Origin of the sequence: Sphingomonas sp. (assembly GCF_036731925.1) — a bacterium.
Taxonomy (GTDB): Bacteria; Pseudomonadota; Alphaproteobacteria; order Sphingomonadales; family Sphingomonadaceae; genus Sphingomonas.
In genome coordinates this window covers 801,694-818,620 of sequence record NZ_DAINDJ010000001.1, presented here as the reverse complement: position 1 = coordinate 818,620, position 16,927 = coordinate 801,694, and the positions used below count along the sequence as shown (strand labels likewise).

12 protein-coding genes and 1 riboswitch are annotated in these 16,927 nt (G+C 66.2%); of the genes, 4 read left to right on the top strand and 8 right to left on the bottom strand.

Annotated features, from left to right (window positions below; genetic code table 11):
- Positions 1 to 59 precede the first annotated feature (59 nt).
- Positions 60 to 1,883, bottom strand: coding sequence for a glutamine--fructose-6-phosphate transaminase (isomerizing) (glmS, locus tag V7E00_RS04230; RefSeq protein ID WP_333571426.1), 1,824 nt, complete (start codon positions 1,881 to 1,883; stop codon positions 60 to 62).
- A gap of 165 nt (positions 1,884 to 2,048) precedes the next feature.
- Between glmS and V7E00_RS04225 the strand changes: the two genes are divergently transcribed.
- Positions 2,049 to 2,174, top strand: coding sequence for a hypothetical protein (locus tag V7E00_RS04225; protein WP_333571425.1), 126 nt, complete (start codon positions 2,049 to 2,051; stop codon positions 2,172 to 2,174).
- A gap of 100 nt (positions 2,175 to 2,274) precedes the next feature.
- Positions 2,275 to 2,625, top strand: coding sequence for a hypothetical protein (locus V7E00_RS04220; protein ID WP_333571424.1), 351 nt, complete (start codon positions 2,275 to 2,277; stop codon positions 2,623 to 2,625).
- Positions 2,626 to 2,645: 20 nt separating this feature from the next.
- On the opposite strand, the gene V7E00_RS04215 is transcribed toward V7E00_RS04220, so the two are convergent.
- Together V7E00_RS04215 and glmU are read right to left on the bottom strand one after the other, a co-directional pair.
- The gene (locus V7E00_RS04215; RefSeq protein ID WP_294258916.1) at positions 2,646 to 2,957 is read right to left on the bottom strand and encodes a hypothetical protein; all 312 of its coding nucleotides are present in this window, start codon (positions 2,955 to 2,957) and stop codon (positions 2,646 to 2,648) included.
- The gene (gene glmU, locus V7E00_RS04210; RefSeq protein WP_333571423.1) at positions 2,954 to 4,306 is read right to left on the bottom strand and encodes a bifunctional UDP-N-acetylglucosamine diphosphorylase/glucosamine-1-phosphate N-acetyltransferase GlmU; all 1,353 of its coding nucleotides are present in this window, start codon (positions 4,304 to 4,306) and stop codon (positions 2,954 to 2,956) included. The genes V7E00_RS04215 and glmU overlap by 4 nt, the downstream gene beginning before the upstream one ends.
- An 82-nt stretch (positions 4,307 to 4,388) precedes the next feature.
- Between glmU and V7E00_RS04205 the strand changes: the two genes are divergently transcribed.
- Entirely contained in the window at positions 4,389 to 5,069 is a 681-nt protein-coding gene (locus tag V7E00_RS04205; RefSeq protein WP_333571422.1) for an HAD-IA family hydrolase, read from the top strand.
- Between the two features lie 27 nt (positions 5,070 to 5,096).
- Positions 5,097 to 5,187: riboswitch (glycine riboswitch) on the top strand.
- A 102-nt stretch (positions 5,188 to 5,289) separates the two neighbouring features.
- Positions 5,290 to 6,678 carry an L-serine ammonia-lyase gene (locus V7E00_RS04200; RefSeq protein ID WP_333571421.1) on the top strand — a complete coding sequence of 463 codons (1,389 nt, stop codon included), beginning with the start codon at positions 5,290 to 5,292 and terminating at the stop codon, positions 6,676 to 6,678.
- Positions 6,679 to 6,864: 186 nt separating this feature from the next.
- On the opposite strand, the gene V7E00_RS04195 is transcribed toward V7E00_RS04200, so the two are convergent.
- The 5 genes from V7E00_RS04195 to V7E00_RS04175 all read right to left on the bottom strand — a co-directional run bounded on the left by V7E00_RS04195 (position 6,865) and on the right by V7E00_RS04175 (position 16,855).
- Complete coding sequence (locus tag V7E00_RS04195) at positions 6,865 to 8,178, bottom strand: alpha/beta hydrolase family protein (protein WP_333571420.1); 1,314 nt, start codon at positions 8,176 to 8,178, stop codon at positions 6,865 to 6,867.
- A 59-nt stretch (positions 8,179 to 8,237) separates the two neighbouring features.
- Positions 8,238 to 10,535 (bottom strand): TonB-dependent receptor, encoded by a 2,298-nt coding sequence (locus V7E00_RS04190; RefSeq protein WP_333571419.1) that lies wholly within the window; start codon positions 10,533 to 10,535, stop codon positions 8,238 to 8,240.
- A gap of 273 nt (positions 10,536 to 10,808) precedes the next feature.
- On the bottom strand, positions 10,809 to 13,103 hold the full coding sequence (locus tag V7E00_RS04185; protein ID WP_333571418.1) for a TonB-dependent receptor: 2,295 nt from the start codon (positions 13,101 to 13,103) through the stop codon (positions 10,809 to 10,811).
- A gap of 162 nt (positions 13,104 to 13,265) precedes the next feature.
- Positions 13,266 to 15,602, bottom strand: coding sequence for a glycoside hydrolase family 31 protein (locus tag V7E00_RS04180; RefSeq protein WP_333571417.1), 2,337 nt, complete (start codon positions 15,600 to 15,602; stop codon positions 13,266 to 13,268).
- Positions 15,599 to 16,855, bottom strand: coding sequence for an MFS transporter (locus V7E00_RS04175; protein WP_333571416.1), 1,257 nt, complete (start codon positions 16,853 to 16,855; stop codon positions 15,599 to 15,601). Before V7E00_RS04175 ends, V7E00_RS04180 begins: the two co-directional genes overlap by 4 nt.
- Positions 16,856 to 16,927: the final 72 nt, after the last annotated feature.

Below are 16,927 nucleotides of genomic sequence, written 5' to 3'. Positions count from 1 at the left end.
TGGCGCCATTTCGTGCGAGTGGGCAACCGCGGCACGCCAGCCGCGGCTGCCCCGCGGCGTCACTCCACCGTCACCGACTTGGCCAGGTTGCGCGGCTGGTCGACGTCGGTGCCCTTGGCGACGGCGACGTGGTAGGCGAGCAGCTGCACCGGCACCGCATAGACGAGCGGCGCGATCAGCGGGTGGACCTTGGGCATGGTGATGGTGGCGATGCAGCCGTCGCCCGCCGCCTGGATGCCGTCATAGTCGGAGATCAGCACCACCTTGCCGCCGCGCGCCTGCACTTCCTGCATGTTGCTGACGGTCTTGTCGAACAGCGGGCCCGAGGGCGCGATGACGATCACCGGCACGGCGTCGTCGATCAGCGCGATCGGCCCGTGCTTCATTTCGCCGGCGGCATAGCCCTCGGCGTGGATATAGCTGATTTCCTTCAGCTTCAGCGCGCCTTCCAGCGCCAGCGGATAATCGGTGCCGCGACCGAGATACAGCACGTCGCGCGCCGCCGCGATCACGCCCGCCATCGCCTGGATCGACTCGTCATAGGCAAGCGCGGCGTTGAGCGAGGCCGGCGCCTCGGCAAGATGGCGGACGATGCGGCGTTCCTCGGCCTCGTCGAGCTTGCCCTTGGCAATCGCAAGGTTCGCGGCCAGCGCGGCGAGCACAGCCAGCTGGCAGGTGAAGGCCTTGGTCGATGCAACGCCGATTTCGGGCCCCGCATGCGTCGGCAGCAGCAGGTCCGCCTCGCGCGCCATCGAGCTGGTCGGCACGTTGACCACGGCTGCGATCTTCTGGCCTTCGCTGCGCGCGTGGCGGAGCGCGGCAAGCGTGTCCGCCGTCTCGCCCGACTGGCTGATCACGATCATCAGCCCGCCGTCTTCCATCACCGGCGCGCGGTAGCGGAATTCGGAGGCTACATCGATGTCGACGGGTACGCGGGCGAACTGCTCGAACCAGTATTTCGCCACCATGCCGGCATAGAAGCTGGTGCCGCAGGCAACGATGGTGACGCGCTTGATCGCGGAGAGGTCAAAGTCCGGGATCGGCAGCGTGACCTTCTCTTCCAGTCGCTGCAGATAGGAGCGCAGTGTCTGCGCGACGACGATCGGCTGCTCGTAGATCTCCTTCAGCATATAGTGCCGATGGTTACCCTTGGAGATCAGCTCGCCCGTGACGCCCGAGATGGTGATCGGCCGTTCGACGGCGTTGTTGTCCTTGTCGAAGATCTCCGCGCCGTCCTTGGTAAGGACGACCCAGTCGCCTTCTTCCAGATAGGAAATCCGCTGCGTGAGCGGCGCCAGCGCCAGCGCGTCCGAACCCAGATACGTCTCGCCATCGCCGTATCCGACGACCAGCGGCGAGCCGAGCCGTGCGCCGATCAGCAGATCGGGGTGCTGGCGGAACAGGATGGCGAGCGCGAAGGCGCCGTGGAGGCGCGGCAGCACCTCGCGTACGGCGTCCGCCGGCGCCATCCCGGCCTCGACCTTCTCGCTCACGAGATGAGCCACGACCTCGGTGTCCGTCTCGCTGGTGAAGGTGCGGCCGCGCGCGGTGAGTTCCTCGCGCAGCGCCTTGAAGTTCTCGATGATGCCGTTGTGGACGAGCGCCACTTCGCCGGTGGCGTGCGGGTGGGCGTTGTTGGTGGTCGGGCCGCCATGCGTCGCCCAGCGGGTGTGCGCGATACCCGTGGTGCCGGGCAGCGGGTTGGCGGCGAGTTCCTTGCCGAGATTGACCAGCTTGCCGGAGGCGCGGCGACGCTCGATCTTGCCGTCTACGTCCGTGGCAATCCCGGCCGAATCATAGCCGCGATATTCCAGGCGCTTGAGCCCTTCGAACAGACGCTCTGCGACGTCTTCCTCGCCAACGATTCCAATGATCCCGCACATCGCATCAATCCTCCTGCACCGCTGCCCTAGCGCGCGCCGGCGGCGGCGCCTAGTGAGCGCGTGTCTTATAGAGCTGAACAGCAGGCTATTCGCGACTGCATTGGCCGACGTTCAGGCATGATTCGCAATCACCGGATTGCAGATTCGAAGAAAGGAGGTCGCTTCATGGTCCGTCGCAACGTCGCGCTGCTTGCCCTCCTGCTTCCGCTGACCGCTTGCGGCGGCGCCGATCGCGCCCACGCGCCGGCGAACGACATCCGGCCTGCAATGCCGGCAACAGCTGCGCGATGATCGAAGAGGAGATCGCGCGGAGCTGCGCGATGTTCGACGGCGACGGGCAGCCGATGCCAGGCTGCATCGCCGATCCCAAGGGCCGCAGGCTGCCGCGGATGTGGTACGCCGCTATTACGCTGCGATCGACGCGCGCGACTTCGGCACCGCCTGGACGCAATGGGGCGACGACGGCAAGCCGGGCCAGACGCTGAAGGCATTCGAGGACGGCTTCGCCCATACCCGTTCGACGCGCGCGACGATCGGCACGCTCGGCCCGAGCGAAGGCGCTGCGGGATCGATCTACCAGACAGTGCCGGTAACGGTGGAGGCGATCGGGGATGACGGCGCCGCCCAGCGTTTCACCGGCACCTATACCGTGCGCCACGTCAATGATGTAAGCGGCGCATCCGCGTCCCAGCTGCGCTGGCACCTCGACCCCGCGCAGCTGCGCCCGGCTGCCGCGCGGTAGCGAAGCCGGGGCCGAGCGCCTCAGTGCGGGAAATTGGTGTCGATGAAGATGCGGGTGAACTCGCCGGGATCGGGCTCATGGCCCTGCGCCTCGACGAACTTCTGCCGCCCGTTCTGCCATATCTCAAGGATGGCGCCCTGCATGCCGTCCTGAAACCCCAATTTATCCTCGACGATGCCGCGCCACGGACCTTCGGCTTCAAAGAGACGGTGCAAATGCGGCTCGATCGACGTCAGTTCGGCATCCGCATCGGGCGGGAGATGGCCGATCGCGTCGAGCACATAGCAGTCGAGCAGCTTGAGGAACGGCTTGTCGGTGTAGCGATCGGTCATTTGGCGGCCTTTCGTGCCTTCATCGTCGCACGGAAGGTCGTGGCCCAGCCCTGCTTCTTCAATGTTTCGGGCCGGGTAACGGCAAGCGCATCGGCCTCGACGTCGCGCGTGATCACCGATCCGGCGCCGATGATCGCGCCGTCGCCGATCGCCACGGGCGCCACCAGCGCGCTGTTCGATCCGATGAAGGCGCCTGCGCCGATCACGGTCTTCTGCTTGAGGAAGCCGTTGTAATTGCAAGTGATCGTACCCGCGCCAATGTTGGCGCCCGCGCCCACGCTGGCATCCCCCAGATAGGTGAGGTGGTTGGCCTTGGCGCCCTTGCCGAGCACGGCATTCTTCAGCTCGACGAAATTGCCGACATGGCTGTCCGCTTCCAGCACCGCACCGGGCCGCAGACGGGCATAAGGGCCGACGGTGGCGCCGCTGGCGATGGTCGCGCCCTCGATATGGCTGAACGCGCGCAGCACCACCCCGTCCGCCACGGTGACGCCGGGGCCGAACACGACGTTCGGCTCGATCGTCACGTCGCGGCCGATCTGCGTGTCATGGGCGAACCACACCGTCTCCGGTGCGATCAGCGTCGCGCCTTCGGCCATCGCGCGGGCGCGGCGGGCCTGCTGCCACTCGGCCTCCAGCGCCGCCAGTTCGCCGCGGCTGTTGACGCCGGCCACTTCGGTGGCGCCGGTCTCGATGACCGCTGCGACCCGGCCGTCGCCATTGGCGAGTTCAACGATGTCGGTAAGATAATATTCGCCGGCCGCATTCTCGTTGGTCAACCGATCGAGCAGCGCGAAGAGGTCGGCACCGCGCACCGCCATCAGCCCCGAATTGCACAATGTGACCGCGCGCTCCTCCGGCGAAGCGTCCTTATACTCGACGATCTTCGACAGGCGATCGCCGCCTTCCAGGATCAGCCGGCCATAGGCGCCAGGCTCCGCCGTGCGGAAGCCGAGGACCACCACGGCCGGACTATCCTCCCCATGCAGCCGATCGACCATCCGCCGCATCGTCGCGGTGGTGACCAGGGGCACGTCGCCATAGAGGATCAGCACGTCGCCATCGAAGCCGGCGAGTGCATCCTTCGCCTGGAGCACCGCATGGCCGGTGCCAAGCTGCTCGGCCTGGTGCGCCGTCTCCGCCCCCACCGGCGCGACGGCAGCTTCCACCTGCGCGCGCCCGGCGCCCACGACCACCACTTCGCGCGCGGCGCCCAGCGCCTTCACGCTGTCGATCAGGTGGAGCAGCATCGGCCGCCCGGCGATCGGATGCAGCACCTTGTGGGTATCGGATTTCATCCGCGTGCCCTTGCCGGCGGCGAGGATGATCGCGGCGATAGGTGCAGTCACGTGGCCAGTCTCCGGTAGTTGGGTGCCCGGCACTGCCACGCATCGATTGCCATTTCCAGTGGGCCGGTGCCATGGCCCGCTCATGACCGATTTCCCCTTCGCAACTATCGGCTTCGACTTGGACGGCACGCTGCTCGACACCAGCGGCGACATTGCCGCCGCGCTCAATCGGGTCCTGGCGGAAGACGGCCGGCCGCTGCTGCCGCTGGACCAGGTGCTCCGCATGGTGGGCCGCGGCGTGCATGCCCTGCTGGAACAGGCGGTGCAGGCGACCGGCGGTGGCGACGCCGGGGTGGTAGAGCGGCTCCATCCCCGCTTCGTCGCGACCTATGGCGACCATATCGCCGACCATAGCCGCCCCTATCCCGGCTGCATTGAGGCACTGGATGCGCTGGCGGCGCGCGGCGTCACCCTGGCGGTGGTCACCAACAAGCCCGAGGCGCTCACCCTGCCGCTGCTGGCGGCGACCGGCCTCCTGCCCCGCTTCGCTTGCGTGATCGGCGGGGACACGCTGGGGCCCGGCGCCGCCAAGCCCTCGCCGGCGCCGATCCTGGAGATGCTCCGCCGTTGCGGCGCTCCGGCGGCGTTCGTCGGCGATTCGATCTACGACGTGCAGGCGGCGCAGGCGGCGGGCATCCCGGCGGCCGCGTGCAGTTTCGGCTTTTCGGCGGTGCCGGTCGCCACGCTGGGCGCCGAGGCAGTGATCGATTCCTATGCCGAGCTCCTCCCGGTGCTGGAGGCACTTCGCCCAATCAGGGTTTGACAGCGATCGCCCCCACGGCGAAACACAAGATGTCGGAAAGGGAGAGAATCCGGGAAACCGGATCGCCGAAGGAGCAACCGCCCCGGAAACTCTCAGGCAAAAGGACCTTCCGACCACCACATTCTGGAGAGTGGCGCCCCGCGCGCCCGCCGACGGGATAGCGATCTCAGGCAAACGGACAGAAGGGGCCCGCAACCGAGTGTTTCAGGAGACGGGTTCCGTGGCGAGTGCCAAAGGCGTCGGGCCGAATGCAGGGCCGATCAGCATCACCGACGTGTTCACCATCGGCATCGGGCCATCGAGCTCGCATACCGTGGGGCCGATGCGCGCCGCGCGCGATTTCGCCGCGTGGGTGGTGGCGGACGGGCGGAGCGTCACCAAGCTGTGCTGCGAGCTGTTCGGCTCGCTCGCGCTGACCGGGCGAGGCCATGCCACCGATCGCGCGGTGGTGCTGGGGCTAGCCGGCGAGCGGCCGGACGGCGTCGATCCGGACGCGGTAGAGCCAATGCTGGCGCAGATCGCCGCCGAGCGTCGCATCCTGCTGAACGGCACCGCTGCCGTGGCGTTCGATCCCGAGGCCGACCTCAAGTTCCGCAAGCGCCAGTTCCTCCCCGGCCATCCCAACGGCATGAAGCTGCGCGCCACGCTGGTCGACGGCGCGGTGCTCGAGCGCACCTATTATTCGGTCGGCGGCGGTGCGATCCGCCGCGAGGGCGAGGAAGCCGCGGCAGGCTTGTCCGCTGGCACCAACCACCCCTTCGCCAGCGCGCGCGAGATGCTGGAGCGCTGCGACGAGCTTGGGCTCGACATCGCCGGGCTGATGCTCGCGAATGAGCGCGGTTGGCGCGACGACGGCGAAACGCTCGCCTTTATCGACGGCATCCACGCCGCGATGAACGCCTGCATGGATCGCGGCATGGCGCAGGACGGCATTTTGCCCGGCGGGCTGGAAGTCCCCCGCCGCGCGCGCAAGCTCCACCAGAAGCTGATGGCGCGCGGTCCGCGCGTCGAGCCCGCCTCGGTGCTCGAATGGGTGAGCCTGTGGGCGCTGGCGGTGAACGAGGAAAATGCCGCGGGCGGCCGTGTCGTCACCGCGCCGACCAACGGCGCGGCCGGCGTGATCCCGGCGGTGCTGCGCTATTACGAATGCTTCGTCGGCAACGCGACCAGGGACGGCGCCCGCCGCCTGCTGCTCACCGCCGCCGCGATCGGCATCCTCTACAAGCGCCAGGCCTCGATCTCGGCGGCCGAGATGGGCTGCCAGGGCGAGGTGGGCGTCGCCTGTTCGATGGCGGCAGCGGGGCTCGCCGCCGCGCTCGGCGGCAGCAACGCGCAGATCGAGAATGCCGCCGAGATCGGCATGGAGCACAACCTTGGCCTCACCTGCGATCCGATCGGCGGGCTGGTGCAGATCCCCTGCATCGAGCGCAACACGATGGGCGCGGTGAAGGCGATCAACGCCGCGATGCTCGCGCTCCATGGTGACGGCACCCACAAGGTCTCACTCGACGCGGTGATCGAGACGATGCGCCAGACCGGCCTCGACATGCGCTCCAAGTACAAGGAGACGAGCCTCGGCGGCCTGGCGGTCAACGTCGTCGAGTGTTGAGCCGCGGCGCTGATCGGAATTCGGCGCCGTCCACAAACACACGTCACCCCCGCGAAGGCGGGGATCCATTGCCCTGTGCGCTGGGGAAGAAACCTCGGCATCAGCGCCAATGGATTCCCGCCTGCGCGGGAATGACGGTGGAGAGGTTGGGGAGGTTGGAAAGCGTCTCCGCCCTCCACCATCACCTCAAGGCTGGGCCGGTCGGAACTCAAAGTTCATCCCCGAAACCCGGCTGGGCTGGAAGCCCTTCCAAATGGTCGAAGCCGGTGCGCCGGGGCTGAACCCGGCATAGCGGCCGCCGGGGGCCCCTGCCCATTTGCCGTCATTGGAATTCGACACCAGGCCGTCGAGATAGGCGGCCTTGGCTTCCTCGCCCTTCACGTTGCGATCGAGGAACGCCGTGATGAAGTGCACCTGCACCGCCATCAGCCGGTCCTTGCGCCACACCGCGTCCTCGAACCAGTCCATGTCCCAGAAGCTTTCGCGCATTGCAGGCGGGGCACCGATCAGGGCGATGCTGTGCGCCGCCTCGCGAAAGGTGAGCAGGTAGCGCGGGGCATGGACTTCCTGCTCGAACAGCGTGCGCACACCCGGCGCATAGCCGACGACATGGTCCTGGCTGCCGACGATGAACAGCGTCGGCGCGCGGATCGCCGCCACGCCGGGCGCAGCCCAGAGCGGCGTACCGTAGAGGTTGCTGGCCGGCGCAATCGCCACCACCGCCTTGAGATCGGCGACCTTGAGCGTCTCTGCCCTGGGCCCGCCGGCCACATAGGGCGCGAGCACGCCACGGGTCGCCTGCGCCACCGCCGGATCGAGCGGCGCACCGGCTGCGGTGAGGACGCCGTAGCCGCCCATCGAATAGCCGATCAGCGCGGTGCGCCCGGCATCGGCTGCCGCGAACACCCCCTGCCCGCCCCGCGCACGCCGCTGCGCCTCAGCTGCGACGAACGCGATGTCGAGCGGGCGGCTCGCCAGGGGGCCGGCGCGCGCGGCGGGAGTGCGGATGGTGATCGGCGGATCCCGAAAGCCGGGCGCGACCACCACATAGCCCTTGCTGGCCAGATTCTCGCCCAGCCACGAAAGGACTTCGGGCGTGTTGCTGTAGCCGTGCGCAAGGATCACCAGCGGAAAGCGGCCCTTGGCCACCGCCGCGCCGGGCGTGGCGAGCCCCGGCACCTCGAAGCGCACGTCGCTTCCCTTCTCGCCGGGCAACGCGGTGCGGTAGCGGGTGCCCGTCCCCTTGGCAGCGGCCGGATACCATAGCTTGATGGGCACGTGACGATCGACGATCGCGGGTGCCTCTGCGCCCTGCAGCGGATCGGCGCGCGCCTTGTCGACGAAGTCCAGATCGGCCACGCCGACAGCATAGCCGCCCAGCGCCGCCAGTTCCGGTGCGTCAACGCTGGGGCTTGCCGGCGCCTGCTGCGCCCGCCCTTCGCCAAACGAAAAGATCGCGGCTGCACAGATGGCGGCCGCGATCCAGTTCTTGCCGATCATTCACTACCCTCCCGATGTCGGGGCGGAGGTCGTGCCCCCGCCCCTGCCATCGGGGTGTATCAGTAATTCAGGCCGAAGCGGATACCCGCATAGCGACGGAAATCACGCGGGAGCACCGCCTGGGTGGCGATCGCATTGGCCGAATTGGCCGCGCTGCTGACGTTGAAATTGCTCGAGGTGTTCACGAGCGACTGAAAATACTGCTTATCGAGCACGTTGTTGACGAACAGCGTCGCTTCCCAGCGGCGCTTGTGATCCCGAACGCCGGCGCTCAGGTTGAAAATGCTGAACGCAGGCTGGAACGTTTCGGGGTCGTGCGCAACGTAATAGACACTCGACTGGTATTGCCAGCTGCCCTGGAACACGCCGGTCAGCTTCTCCGTCAGCGCCGGTGCATATTCGATGGTGGCGTTGCTCTTCCACTCCGGTGCCTGGATGGCGCGCGTGCCGGTGAGGTTTTGGAACGCCGGCTTGCCGGGGTTGCACCCCTGCGCCTGGGTCTGCAGCGGATAGCATTGCGCGGCCGGGAACGACGTGTACGTCGCGTCGAGATACGTGACGGCGCCGCTGATCGTGAGATCATGGGTTACGCGTGCGGCGCTGTCGAATTCCAGGCCCTTGGTGTTCATGCCGCCGACATTGGTCAAGCGATAGTAGCTGGTACCGTTGACCGTCTCGATCGACTGCGCCTGCAGGTCCTTGTAGTTCGTATCGAAGTAGGTGACGTTGAACGTCATCCGGCGACGGAAGAACTGCGTGCGAACACCGAACTCCTTGTCCTTCGACGTTTCAGGGCGGATCGGCCCAGCATCGGCACGCGCCTGATTGAAGTTGCTGGTCAGATCATAGGTCTGACCCTTGTACCCCGTGGCGTAGCTGCCGAAGAGCATCACGTCGCGCGTGGCCTGATATTGCAGGCCGAGGCGATAGGTGGTTGCGTTGTCGCTTGCTCGGCCTGCCCAGCTGGCCTTCGCGTTGTTGTCGCGGAAGGTGTATTTCACCCGCTCGTTCTGAGCGCGGCCGCCGACGGTCGCCGTGAGATTCTTCACGAACTCCCAGTCGATCTGGCCGAACGCAGCGATCTGACGCGAACCCGAGGTGGCATACCAGTTCTGCTGCGAGAACTGCGGCCCGCGCATGAACGGGCGCTGGAAGCCGGTATTGGCATAATAGAGGCCGAGGGCGTAGCGGAACGCATCGGTGCCCGGCGAGAGCAGGCGCAGCTCCTGCGTGAACAGGCGCGACTTGAAGGCGCCTACCTGGATGTTGCGGCCGAAGGCGCCGGGCGCTGCGGTGTCGTCATGGTCGATATAATCGTCCATGCGGAACTTGTCGTACGAGGTCAGGCCCAGCACCTGCATCTTGCCGATGTTGACGTCGGTACGCAGCATGCTGCCCCAGCCCCAATATTTGGTGCCAGCGCGATCGTTGTTCGCGACCTTCTGGTTCAGCGGGTTGATCGTGACGCCGGGAAGGACGACATCCGCGGTAAGGCCCGGCTGGACGCGAAGCACCGCCCCCGGCGTCATCCGGATGAACGGACGGCCCACCGTGGTGTTTCCGTTCAGATAGTTGGCAGATGCCGTGAAGACGACGTCCGGCGTCGCCTTCCACTTCAGCTTGCCACGCGTGCTCAGCGTTTCGCGGCCGTTGACGTCCTTGCCGTCGGTCACGTTGCGAACATTGCCGCCCCAGTTCGAATAGCTCGCCGAGAAGACATAGCCGAGCGTCTCGCTGATCGGCCCGGTGACGCTGAAATTGCCGCCAAACTCGCTGTCATCCGTGCCGAGCAGGTTCGCTCTGACATGGAAGTCGTTGGTCGGTTGGGTGGTCATGATCTTGATGAGGCCGGCCGAGGCGGCCTTGCCGTACAACGTGCTCTGCGGGCCCCGCAGCACTTCGATCTGTGCTACGTCGGGCAGATCGGTGAAGGCGCGCGCCTGGAAGGCGAGCGGCACGCCGTCGACGGTGACCGCCACCGACGATTCCACGCCGATGCCAAACGCGTAGGTGCCGACACCGCGCAGGGATACGTTGGAGTTGACCGGGTTCTCGGCGCTGCGGATCACCAGCGAGGGCGCGACCTTGCCAAGATCCTGGAAGTGGCGAACGCCCTGCGCCTCGAGCTGTGCCGGAGTGACGACCTGCACCGCGAGGGGCACGTTCTGGATGTTCTCGAAACGCTTCTGCGCCGTGGTGGTGACGATGATCTCGTCTTCGTCCTTCACCGGCGTCGCGGCCTGCGCCGGCGCCCCCCCGACGTTAGGACGCTCGTCCGCCGCATTCGCATGCGCGGCACTGCCGATAAACGATGCGGCAAGCGCAAGCGTGCACAACGGAAACTGGTAACCCCTCATTAATCATGCCCCTTTTGAAGGTGAACTTCACTCCCCTCCCCCGTCGAAGCGCCGGCGCACAACGTGGCACGCCAGTCGTTCATTCCTGAGAATTGTAGGACAACAGACGGAATAACCAAATTTCCTTGCTCTTTATTGCCCGCCGACCAGAACACCGCCCCGCCCTGTTGCCGCTATGCAACAATAGTGAAATCGTTTGCTTTGATGCCGATGAAAAAAGGGGCGGAAGCGATGCCTCCGCCCCTGGGCGTTTTCCGAAGAATGGCCGCCGACTTAGTAGTTCAGGCCGAAGCGGATGCCGGCATAGCGGCGGAAGTCGCGCGGCAGCACCGCCTGGGTTGCAAGCTGGTTGTTGAAGTTGCCAGCGGAGTTCACCAGCGACGGATAATATTGCTTGTCGAACAGGTTGTTGACGAACACCGTCGCTTCCCATCGGCGATCGTGCTCACGGATGCCGGCGCTGAGATTGAACAGGCTGAACGCGCCCTGGAACGTCTGCGGATCGCGCGCCACGTAATAGACGCTCGACTGATACTGCCAGCTGCCCTGCAGCACGCCGTTCAGCTTGTCGGTGATCTTCGGTGCGAAGTCGATGCTGGCGGAGGCCTTCCATTCCGGCGCCTGCACGGCGCGCGTGCCTGTCAGGTTCTGGTAGCGCGGCGCGCCGTCGAAACAGCCTTGAGCGAGGCTCTGGGCGGGGAAGCACTGTGCGAAGGGGAAGGACGTGTAGGTCGCATCCAGATAGGTCGCGGCACCGCTGATCGTCAGTTCGCGCGTGATACGCGCCGCCGTCTCGAACTCCAGACCCTTGGTGTTCAGGCCACCCACGTTCGTCAGGCGGAAGTTCGTGGAGCCATCAGGCAAGGTCTCGATCGACTGTGCCTGCAGGTCGGTATAGTCCGTGTTGAAGTACGTCACGTTGAACGTCATGCGGCGCCCGAAGAACTGGGTGCGGATGCCGATTTCGGTGTCCTTGGACGTTTCCGGACGGATCGGCCCGGCATCGGAGCGGTTCTTGTTGAACCCGGTGGTCAGATCGTAGGTCTGCCCCTTGTAGCCGGTGGCATAGCTGCCGAAGACCATCACGTCCGGCGTCGCCTGATATTGCATGCCGAGGCGATAGGTGGTGGCGTTGTCGCTCGCATGCCCCGCCCAGCTGGTCGGTACCGCAAGGTTCTTGTCGAAGAAGGTGTATTTGACGCGCTCGTTCTGGGCACGGCCGCCAACGGTGGCCGTCAGGTTCTTGACGAACTCCCAGTCGATCTGGCCGAAGGCCGCGATCTGGCGGGAACCAGAGGTCGCATACCAGTCGGCGATCGAGAAGGACGGGCCACGCTTGAACGGGCGCTGGAAGCCGACATTGGCGTAATAGATGCCCAGCGCGTAGCGGAACGCGTCGGTTCCCGGCGAGAGCAGGCGGATTTCCTGCGTGAACAGGCGCGACTTGAACGCACCGACCTGGATGTTGCTGCCCTGGGGGACGGTGGCCGACGTGTCGTCATGGTCGAGATAGTCGTCCAGCCGGAACCGGTCGTACGAGGTCAGGCCGAGCAGGTTCAGCTTGCCGATGTTGATGTCGGTGCGCAGCATTGAACCCCAGCCCCAGTATTTGGTGCGGGATTCGTAGTTGTTGCTGACGGTCTGGTTCTTTTCGTTGATTACGACGCCCGGCAGCGTGACGTTGCTGGTCTGGCCCGGAACGTTGCGCAGCAGCGCCGTCGGCGCCATGCGGATGAACGGGCGCCCCACTGTGGTGTTGCCGTTCAGATAGTTGCCAGAAAGCGTGAAGGTCACGTCCGGCGACGCCTTCCACCGCAGCTTGCCCCGCGTATTGAAGGTCTCACGGCCGTTCAACTGCTTGCCGTTGAACAGGTTCTTCACGTTGCCGTCCCAGTTCGAATAGCTGGCAGACAGAACGTAGCCGAGCGTTTCGTTGATCGGGCCGGTAACGCTGAAGTTGCCGCCATATTCGTTGTCGTCAGTGGCGAGCAGGTTCGCCTTGACGTGAAAGTTGTTGGTCGGCTGCGTGGTCATGATCTTGATGAGACCCGCAGAAGCGGCCTTGCCGTACAGGGTGCTCTGGGGCCCCCGCAGCACTTCGATCATCGCCACGTCGGGCAGATCGGTGAAGGCACGCGCCTGGAAGGCCAGCGGCACACCGTCAACCGTAACCGCGACGGACGATTCCACGCCGATGCCGAACGCGAAGGTGCCGACGCCGCGCAGCGAGACGTTGGAGTTGACCGGATGCTCGGCAGGGCGGACGGTCAGCGACGGCGCAACCTTGCCGAGATCCTGAAAGTGGCGAACGCCCTGCGCCTCGAGCTGCGCCGGCGTGACGACCTGCACCGCAAGCGGCACGTTTTGGATGTTCTCGAAGCGCTTCTGCGCCGTAGTGGTAACGATGATCTCGCCGTCGTCCTGCACGGCCTGCGCGGCGGATTGCGCCACAGCGGCGGCGGGCGGCGTGGCGGCCGCGGATGCTTCTGCAGTCTGCGCCTGCGCCGTCCCTGCCATGCACGCCGCGACCAAGGCGGCATGCGCCACCGACAGGTAATACCCGTTCATCAACCTCTCCCCTTCTTTTTACAGGTTAGACCCTGATCTCTACTTTAGACACTCGAACAGTAATGGAGCCGCGCCTTTCAGAAATACCGGAGAAACACGGTCTCCAGCTGCATTTTTTGCTGCGGGTGCAGCATTATGTGGCGAGATTGCAACAGAATGCCGTCAAGCCTCCACAACCAGTTCCCGCGGATCGCCGTCGGGCAACAGCACCGGCAGACTGTCCTCTGCGCCGCGGGGCCCGACTTGCGTCACGCGAACACGGACCTGGGCATGGGTGGCTGTTCCCTCCATCTGCCAGTGCATGGGGGCGCCATGGCCGTCCCCGGCAACGTCGAGCACATCGCAGCGGAAATCCCCATCGCGCGGCGGGAACAGCCACAGGCCGCGCTGCATCGGCGCGGGTCGCCACCCGCCCTCCGCGAGATCGACCAGCATCGCCGACCCGGCGCGCGCAAACAGCGGCGGCGGGCTGTCGAGCGGCGCGGGAACGGTCACCTGCGCGCCCCCGTCGAAGGTCTTCCCCGTCCAGACATGGGTCCAGTCGGCACCGTCCGGCAAATAGAGCCGCCGCTCGGTGGCCCCGGCCTCCATCACCGGTGCGGCGAGCAGGTTCGGCCCCAGCAGATGTTCGTCACTCTCTTCCCAGCAATGCGGATCGTTCGGAAACACCGCCCAGGTGGGCAGCACCATGGGTGCATAGTCGGCATGGTAGCGCAGCAGCAGGTCGTAGAAGAACGGCACCAGCCGCTGGCGCAACCGCAGCATCGCCTGGATCGCCGGCAGCGCTTCGGCATACATCCACGGCTCGTTGACCGTCCGGTCGTCGTTCCAGCTGTGGATGCTGAACCGCGGCATCAGCACGCCCGCTTGTACCCAGCGCACCAGCAGCTCGGCATCGGGCGCCGGACCGGCAAAGCCGCCCACGTCATGCCCGCTGTTCGACACGCCCGACAGCGCAAGGCCGATCGCCATGCGCGCATTGTAGCGCAGCGTCTTCCATTCGGTGCGGTTGTCGCCGGTCCAGGTCTGCGCATAGCGCTGCAGCCCGGCCATGCCCGATCGCGTCACCACATAGGGATGTTCGTCCGGCCGCGCCTCGATCTGGGCCCGGCGCGAGGCACGCATCATCAGCAGCGGCTGCACCGGCCGCATCGCCGCGGCGGGAACCGGGCTGCCGAAGCCGGCGAAGCGAGCGCGTGCGTCCCACAGCTCATATTCGTTGTTGTCGTTCCAGGTCGATCGGATCCCCTGGTCGAGCAAGGCGGACTTCACCTGCGCGCGCCACCAGGCCGCCGCGTCCGGATTGGTGAAGTCGATATAGCTGCCAACCTCGTCCCAGAACTGCGCCTCGACAGGCTGGCCGTCCGCGTCCGCGACGAAATAGCCGGCGGCGGCGACTTCGTCATAGCGGGGGTGGCTGCGCAGCAGCGCGGGCTTGATGTTCGGCACCAGCTCGACGCCCGCTTCGGCATAGCTCGATACGAACGCCTTGGGGTCGGGGAATTTGTCGCGGTTCCAGTGGAAAACATACCGCTTGTCGCCGATCGAGGTGTAGCCCGAAGAGAGGTGGAACGAGGTGCAGCCGATGTCGTGCTCGGCCAGCTTGTCGAGGAATCCCGCCATCTGCACCGCCGCATCCGGTGCGTCGGTATAGGTCATGGTCGACCCGGAATAGCCGAGCGACCAGCGCGGCATCAGCGCCGGGCGGCCCGTCAGCCAGGTGAAGCGCCGGGTCACCGCCAGCGGATCGGGGCCCGCGATCATCCACAGATCGAGGTCACCGTGATCGGCGACCATGTGGCGGTAGAAGCCGTGGTAATTGTCGAGTTCACGCCCGAAATCGAACGCGACGTCGGCAACCGTGTCGTAGAAGGCGCCGTGACAGCGGCCGCCCTCGTCCGCCACCAGCACATAGGGGATCGACTTGTACTGCGGGTCACTGGTCTCCGCGTCATAGCCCATCGGGTCGAGGTTGGTCAGCCGGAAGCTGCGGCCGGCGCGGTTGGCGTCGCCGGTGCGGTCGCCAAGCCCGTAGAAGCGCTCGCCCGGGCGGCGCGCGACATAATGGTGCGCCTTGCCGTCCCACCAGCCGAAGTCATAGGCGTGGGTCGGGCGGTCCTCCGCCATGGGCACCCAGGCGTCGCCGTCGCGCTGTTCCCAGCGGCAATGCAGCCCGTGCAGCCGCGCGGTGAGGCGGATGCGGTCCGTCTCCAGCACCAGCTGCTCGGCATCGTGAATCAGCCGATAGGCGGGGCAGGTGAAGCCGGACACGTCCATCCGGTCGCGGCCCGGCTCGGCAATGTCTTCCTGCCCCGGCGCGATCGCCCAGCTCGGCGGGCTGGTCACAGTGCCGTTCGCCAGCAGCAACAGGCGCACCATGTCCTGCTCGAGCACGAACAGATGCGCGACGGCGCCGGTGTCGGACTGCAGCGTGATGCGTCCCTGCCCTTCCCCTTGAACCGTGAAGCGCGGCGGATTGGAAAGCGTGGCGCGTCTCATTTCACAGGCTCCGGAAGGCGAAGGTGGCGCAGGCCGGCGATCAGCACGATGGCGCCAAGGATGTCGAAGACGGAAAGCATGCTGAACAGCGGCGCATAGCCGATCGTGTCGGCCAGCCGCCCGATCAGCAGCGAGAAGAGAAGGCCGCCGGTCCAGCCGGCCTGGCCGACAAAGCCGTTGGCAACGCCCACTTCCTCCGCCGTGAACACGTCGGCAGACAGGGTGTTGATCAGCACCGAAATCACCTGGTGCGCGAAGCCGCCGACACAGAACAGCACGATCGCCATATAGGGGCTGGTCACCAGCCCGATGCAGCCGGGCGCGATCATCAGCACGGCCGCAAGGGCCACGCCGGTAACGCGCGAGGTGATCAGCGGCAGACGGAAATGCTTGGCGAGGAAGGGCGAGAAATAGCCGCTGAGCACCCCGCCCAGATCGGCGGCTAGGAAGGGCAGCCAGGCGAACAGCGCGATCTGCTTGATGTCCATGCCCCGCTCCTTCGCCAGATAGATCGGGATCCAGAAGCTGAAGGTTTGCCAGGCCGGCTCGGCGAGGAAGCGCGGCACCGCGATGACCCAGAAGCGGCGGGTGGCCAGGATCTCGCGCGCGGTGGCACGGCGGGCGAGCGGCTTGGGCCGCCCCTCGGCGATCAGCGCACGTTCCTTGTCGGTGATCGCCGGATGGTCGCCAGGGCTGCGGTAGAAGGTCCACCAGGCGAACGACCAGAGCAGCCCCACCGCGCCGGTCACCACGAAGGCCATGCGCCAATCGGTGTAGAGCATGACGATCGCCACGACCGGCGGCGCCAGCAGCGCCCCCAGCGAAGTGCCGGCGTTGAACCAGCCGACGGCAACCGATCGCTCGCGCGCCGGGAACCACTCGGCAATGGCCTTGATGCCCGAGGGAATGGCAGCGGACTCGAACGCGCCGAGCAACCCGCGGAAGAACATGAGCCCCAGCCACCCGGCCGCAAATGCATGGAGCATGTTGGCCACGGACCACGCAGCACCGAACAGCGCGAAGCCAGCGCGCAGGCCGATACGATCGACGATCATCCCCGCAACAGGCTGCATCACGGTGTAGGCAAGCTGGAAGCCCGCGACGACGTAGCTGTACTGCTCGGTCGTCATGCGCATGACCTTGGTCAGCTCGGGCGCGAGCACGCCCAGCGAATTGCGTGCGAGATAGTTGGCTATGGTGCCGGCGCAGATCAGCCCGACGATCCACCAGCGAAGATGGGCGATACGCCGCATAACCGTTCACTGCCCCTCTCTGGAACGGCTCCCCAGCCGCTTCTTCTCATCGCCTGACCATGCTGCACCAAT

Excerpts from the sequence above, each read along its gene's own strand:
- V7E00_RS04175 (WP_333571416.1), bottom strand. The coding sequence starts at position 16,855 with ATGCGGCGTATCGCCCATCTTCGCTGGTGGATCGTCGGGCTGATCTGC.
- V7E00_RS04190 (WP_333571419.1), bottom strand. The coding sequence starts at position 10,535 with ATGAGGGGTTACCAGTTTCCGTTGTGCACGCTTGCGCTTGCCGCATCG.
- V7E00_RS04185 (WP_333571418.1), bottom strand. The coding sequence starts at position 13,103 with ATGAACGGGTATTACCTGTCGGTGGCGCATGCCGCCTTGGTCGCGGCG.
- V7E00_RS04180 (WP_333571417.1), bottom strand. The coding sequence starts at position 15,602 with ATGAGACGCGCCACGCTTTCCAATCCGCCGCGCTTCACGGTTCAAGGG.
- V7E00_RS04225 (WP_333571425.1), top strand. The coding sequence starts at position 2,049 with ATGGTCCGTCGCAACGTCGCGCTGCTTGCCCTCCTGCTTCCGCTGACC.
- glmS (WP_333571426.1), bottom strand. The coding sequence starts at position 1,883 with ATGTGCGGGATCATTGGAATCGTTGGCGAGGAAGACGTCGCAGAGCGT.
- V7E00_RS04205 (WP_333571422.1), top strand. The coding sequence starts at position 4,389 with ATGACCGATTTCCCCTTCGCAACTATCGGCTTCGACTTGGACGGCACG.
- V7E00_RS04195 (WP_333571420.1), bottom strand. The coding sequence starts at position 8,178 with ATGATCGGCAAGAACTGGATCGCGGCCGCCATCTGTGCAGCCGCGATC.
- V7E00_RS04215 (WP_294258916.1), bottom strand. The coding sequence starts at position 2,957 with ATGACCGATCGCTACACCGACAAGCCGTTCCTCAAGCTGCTCGACTGC.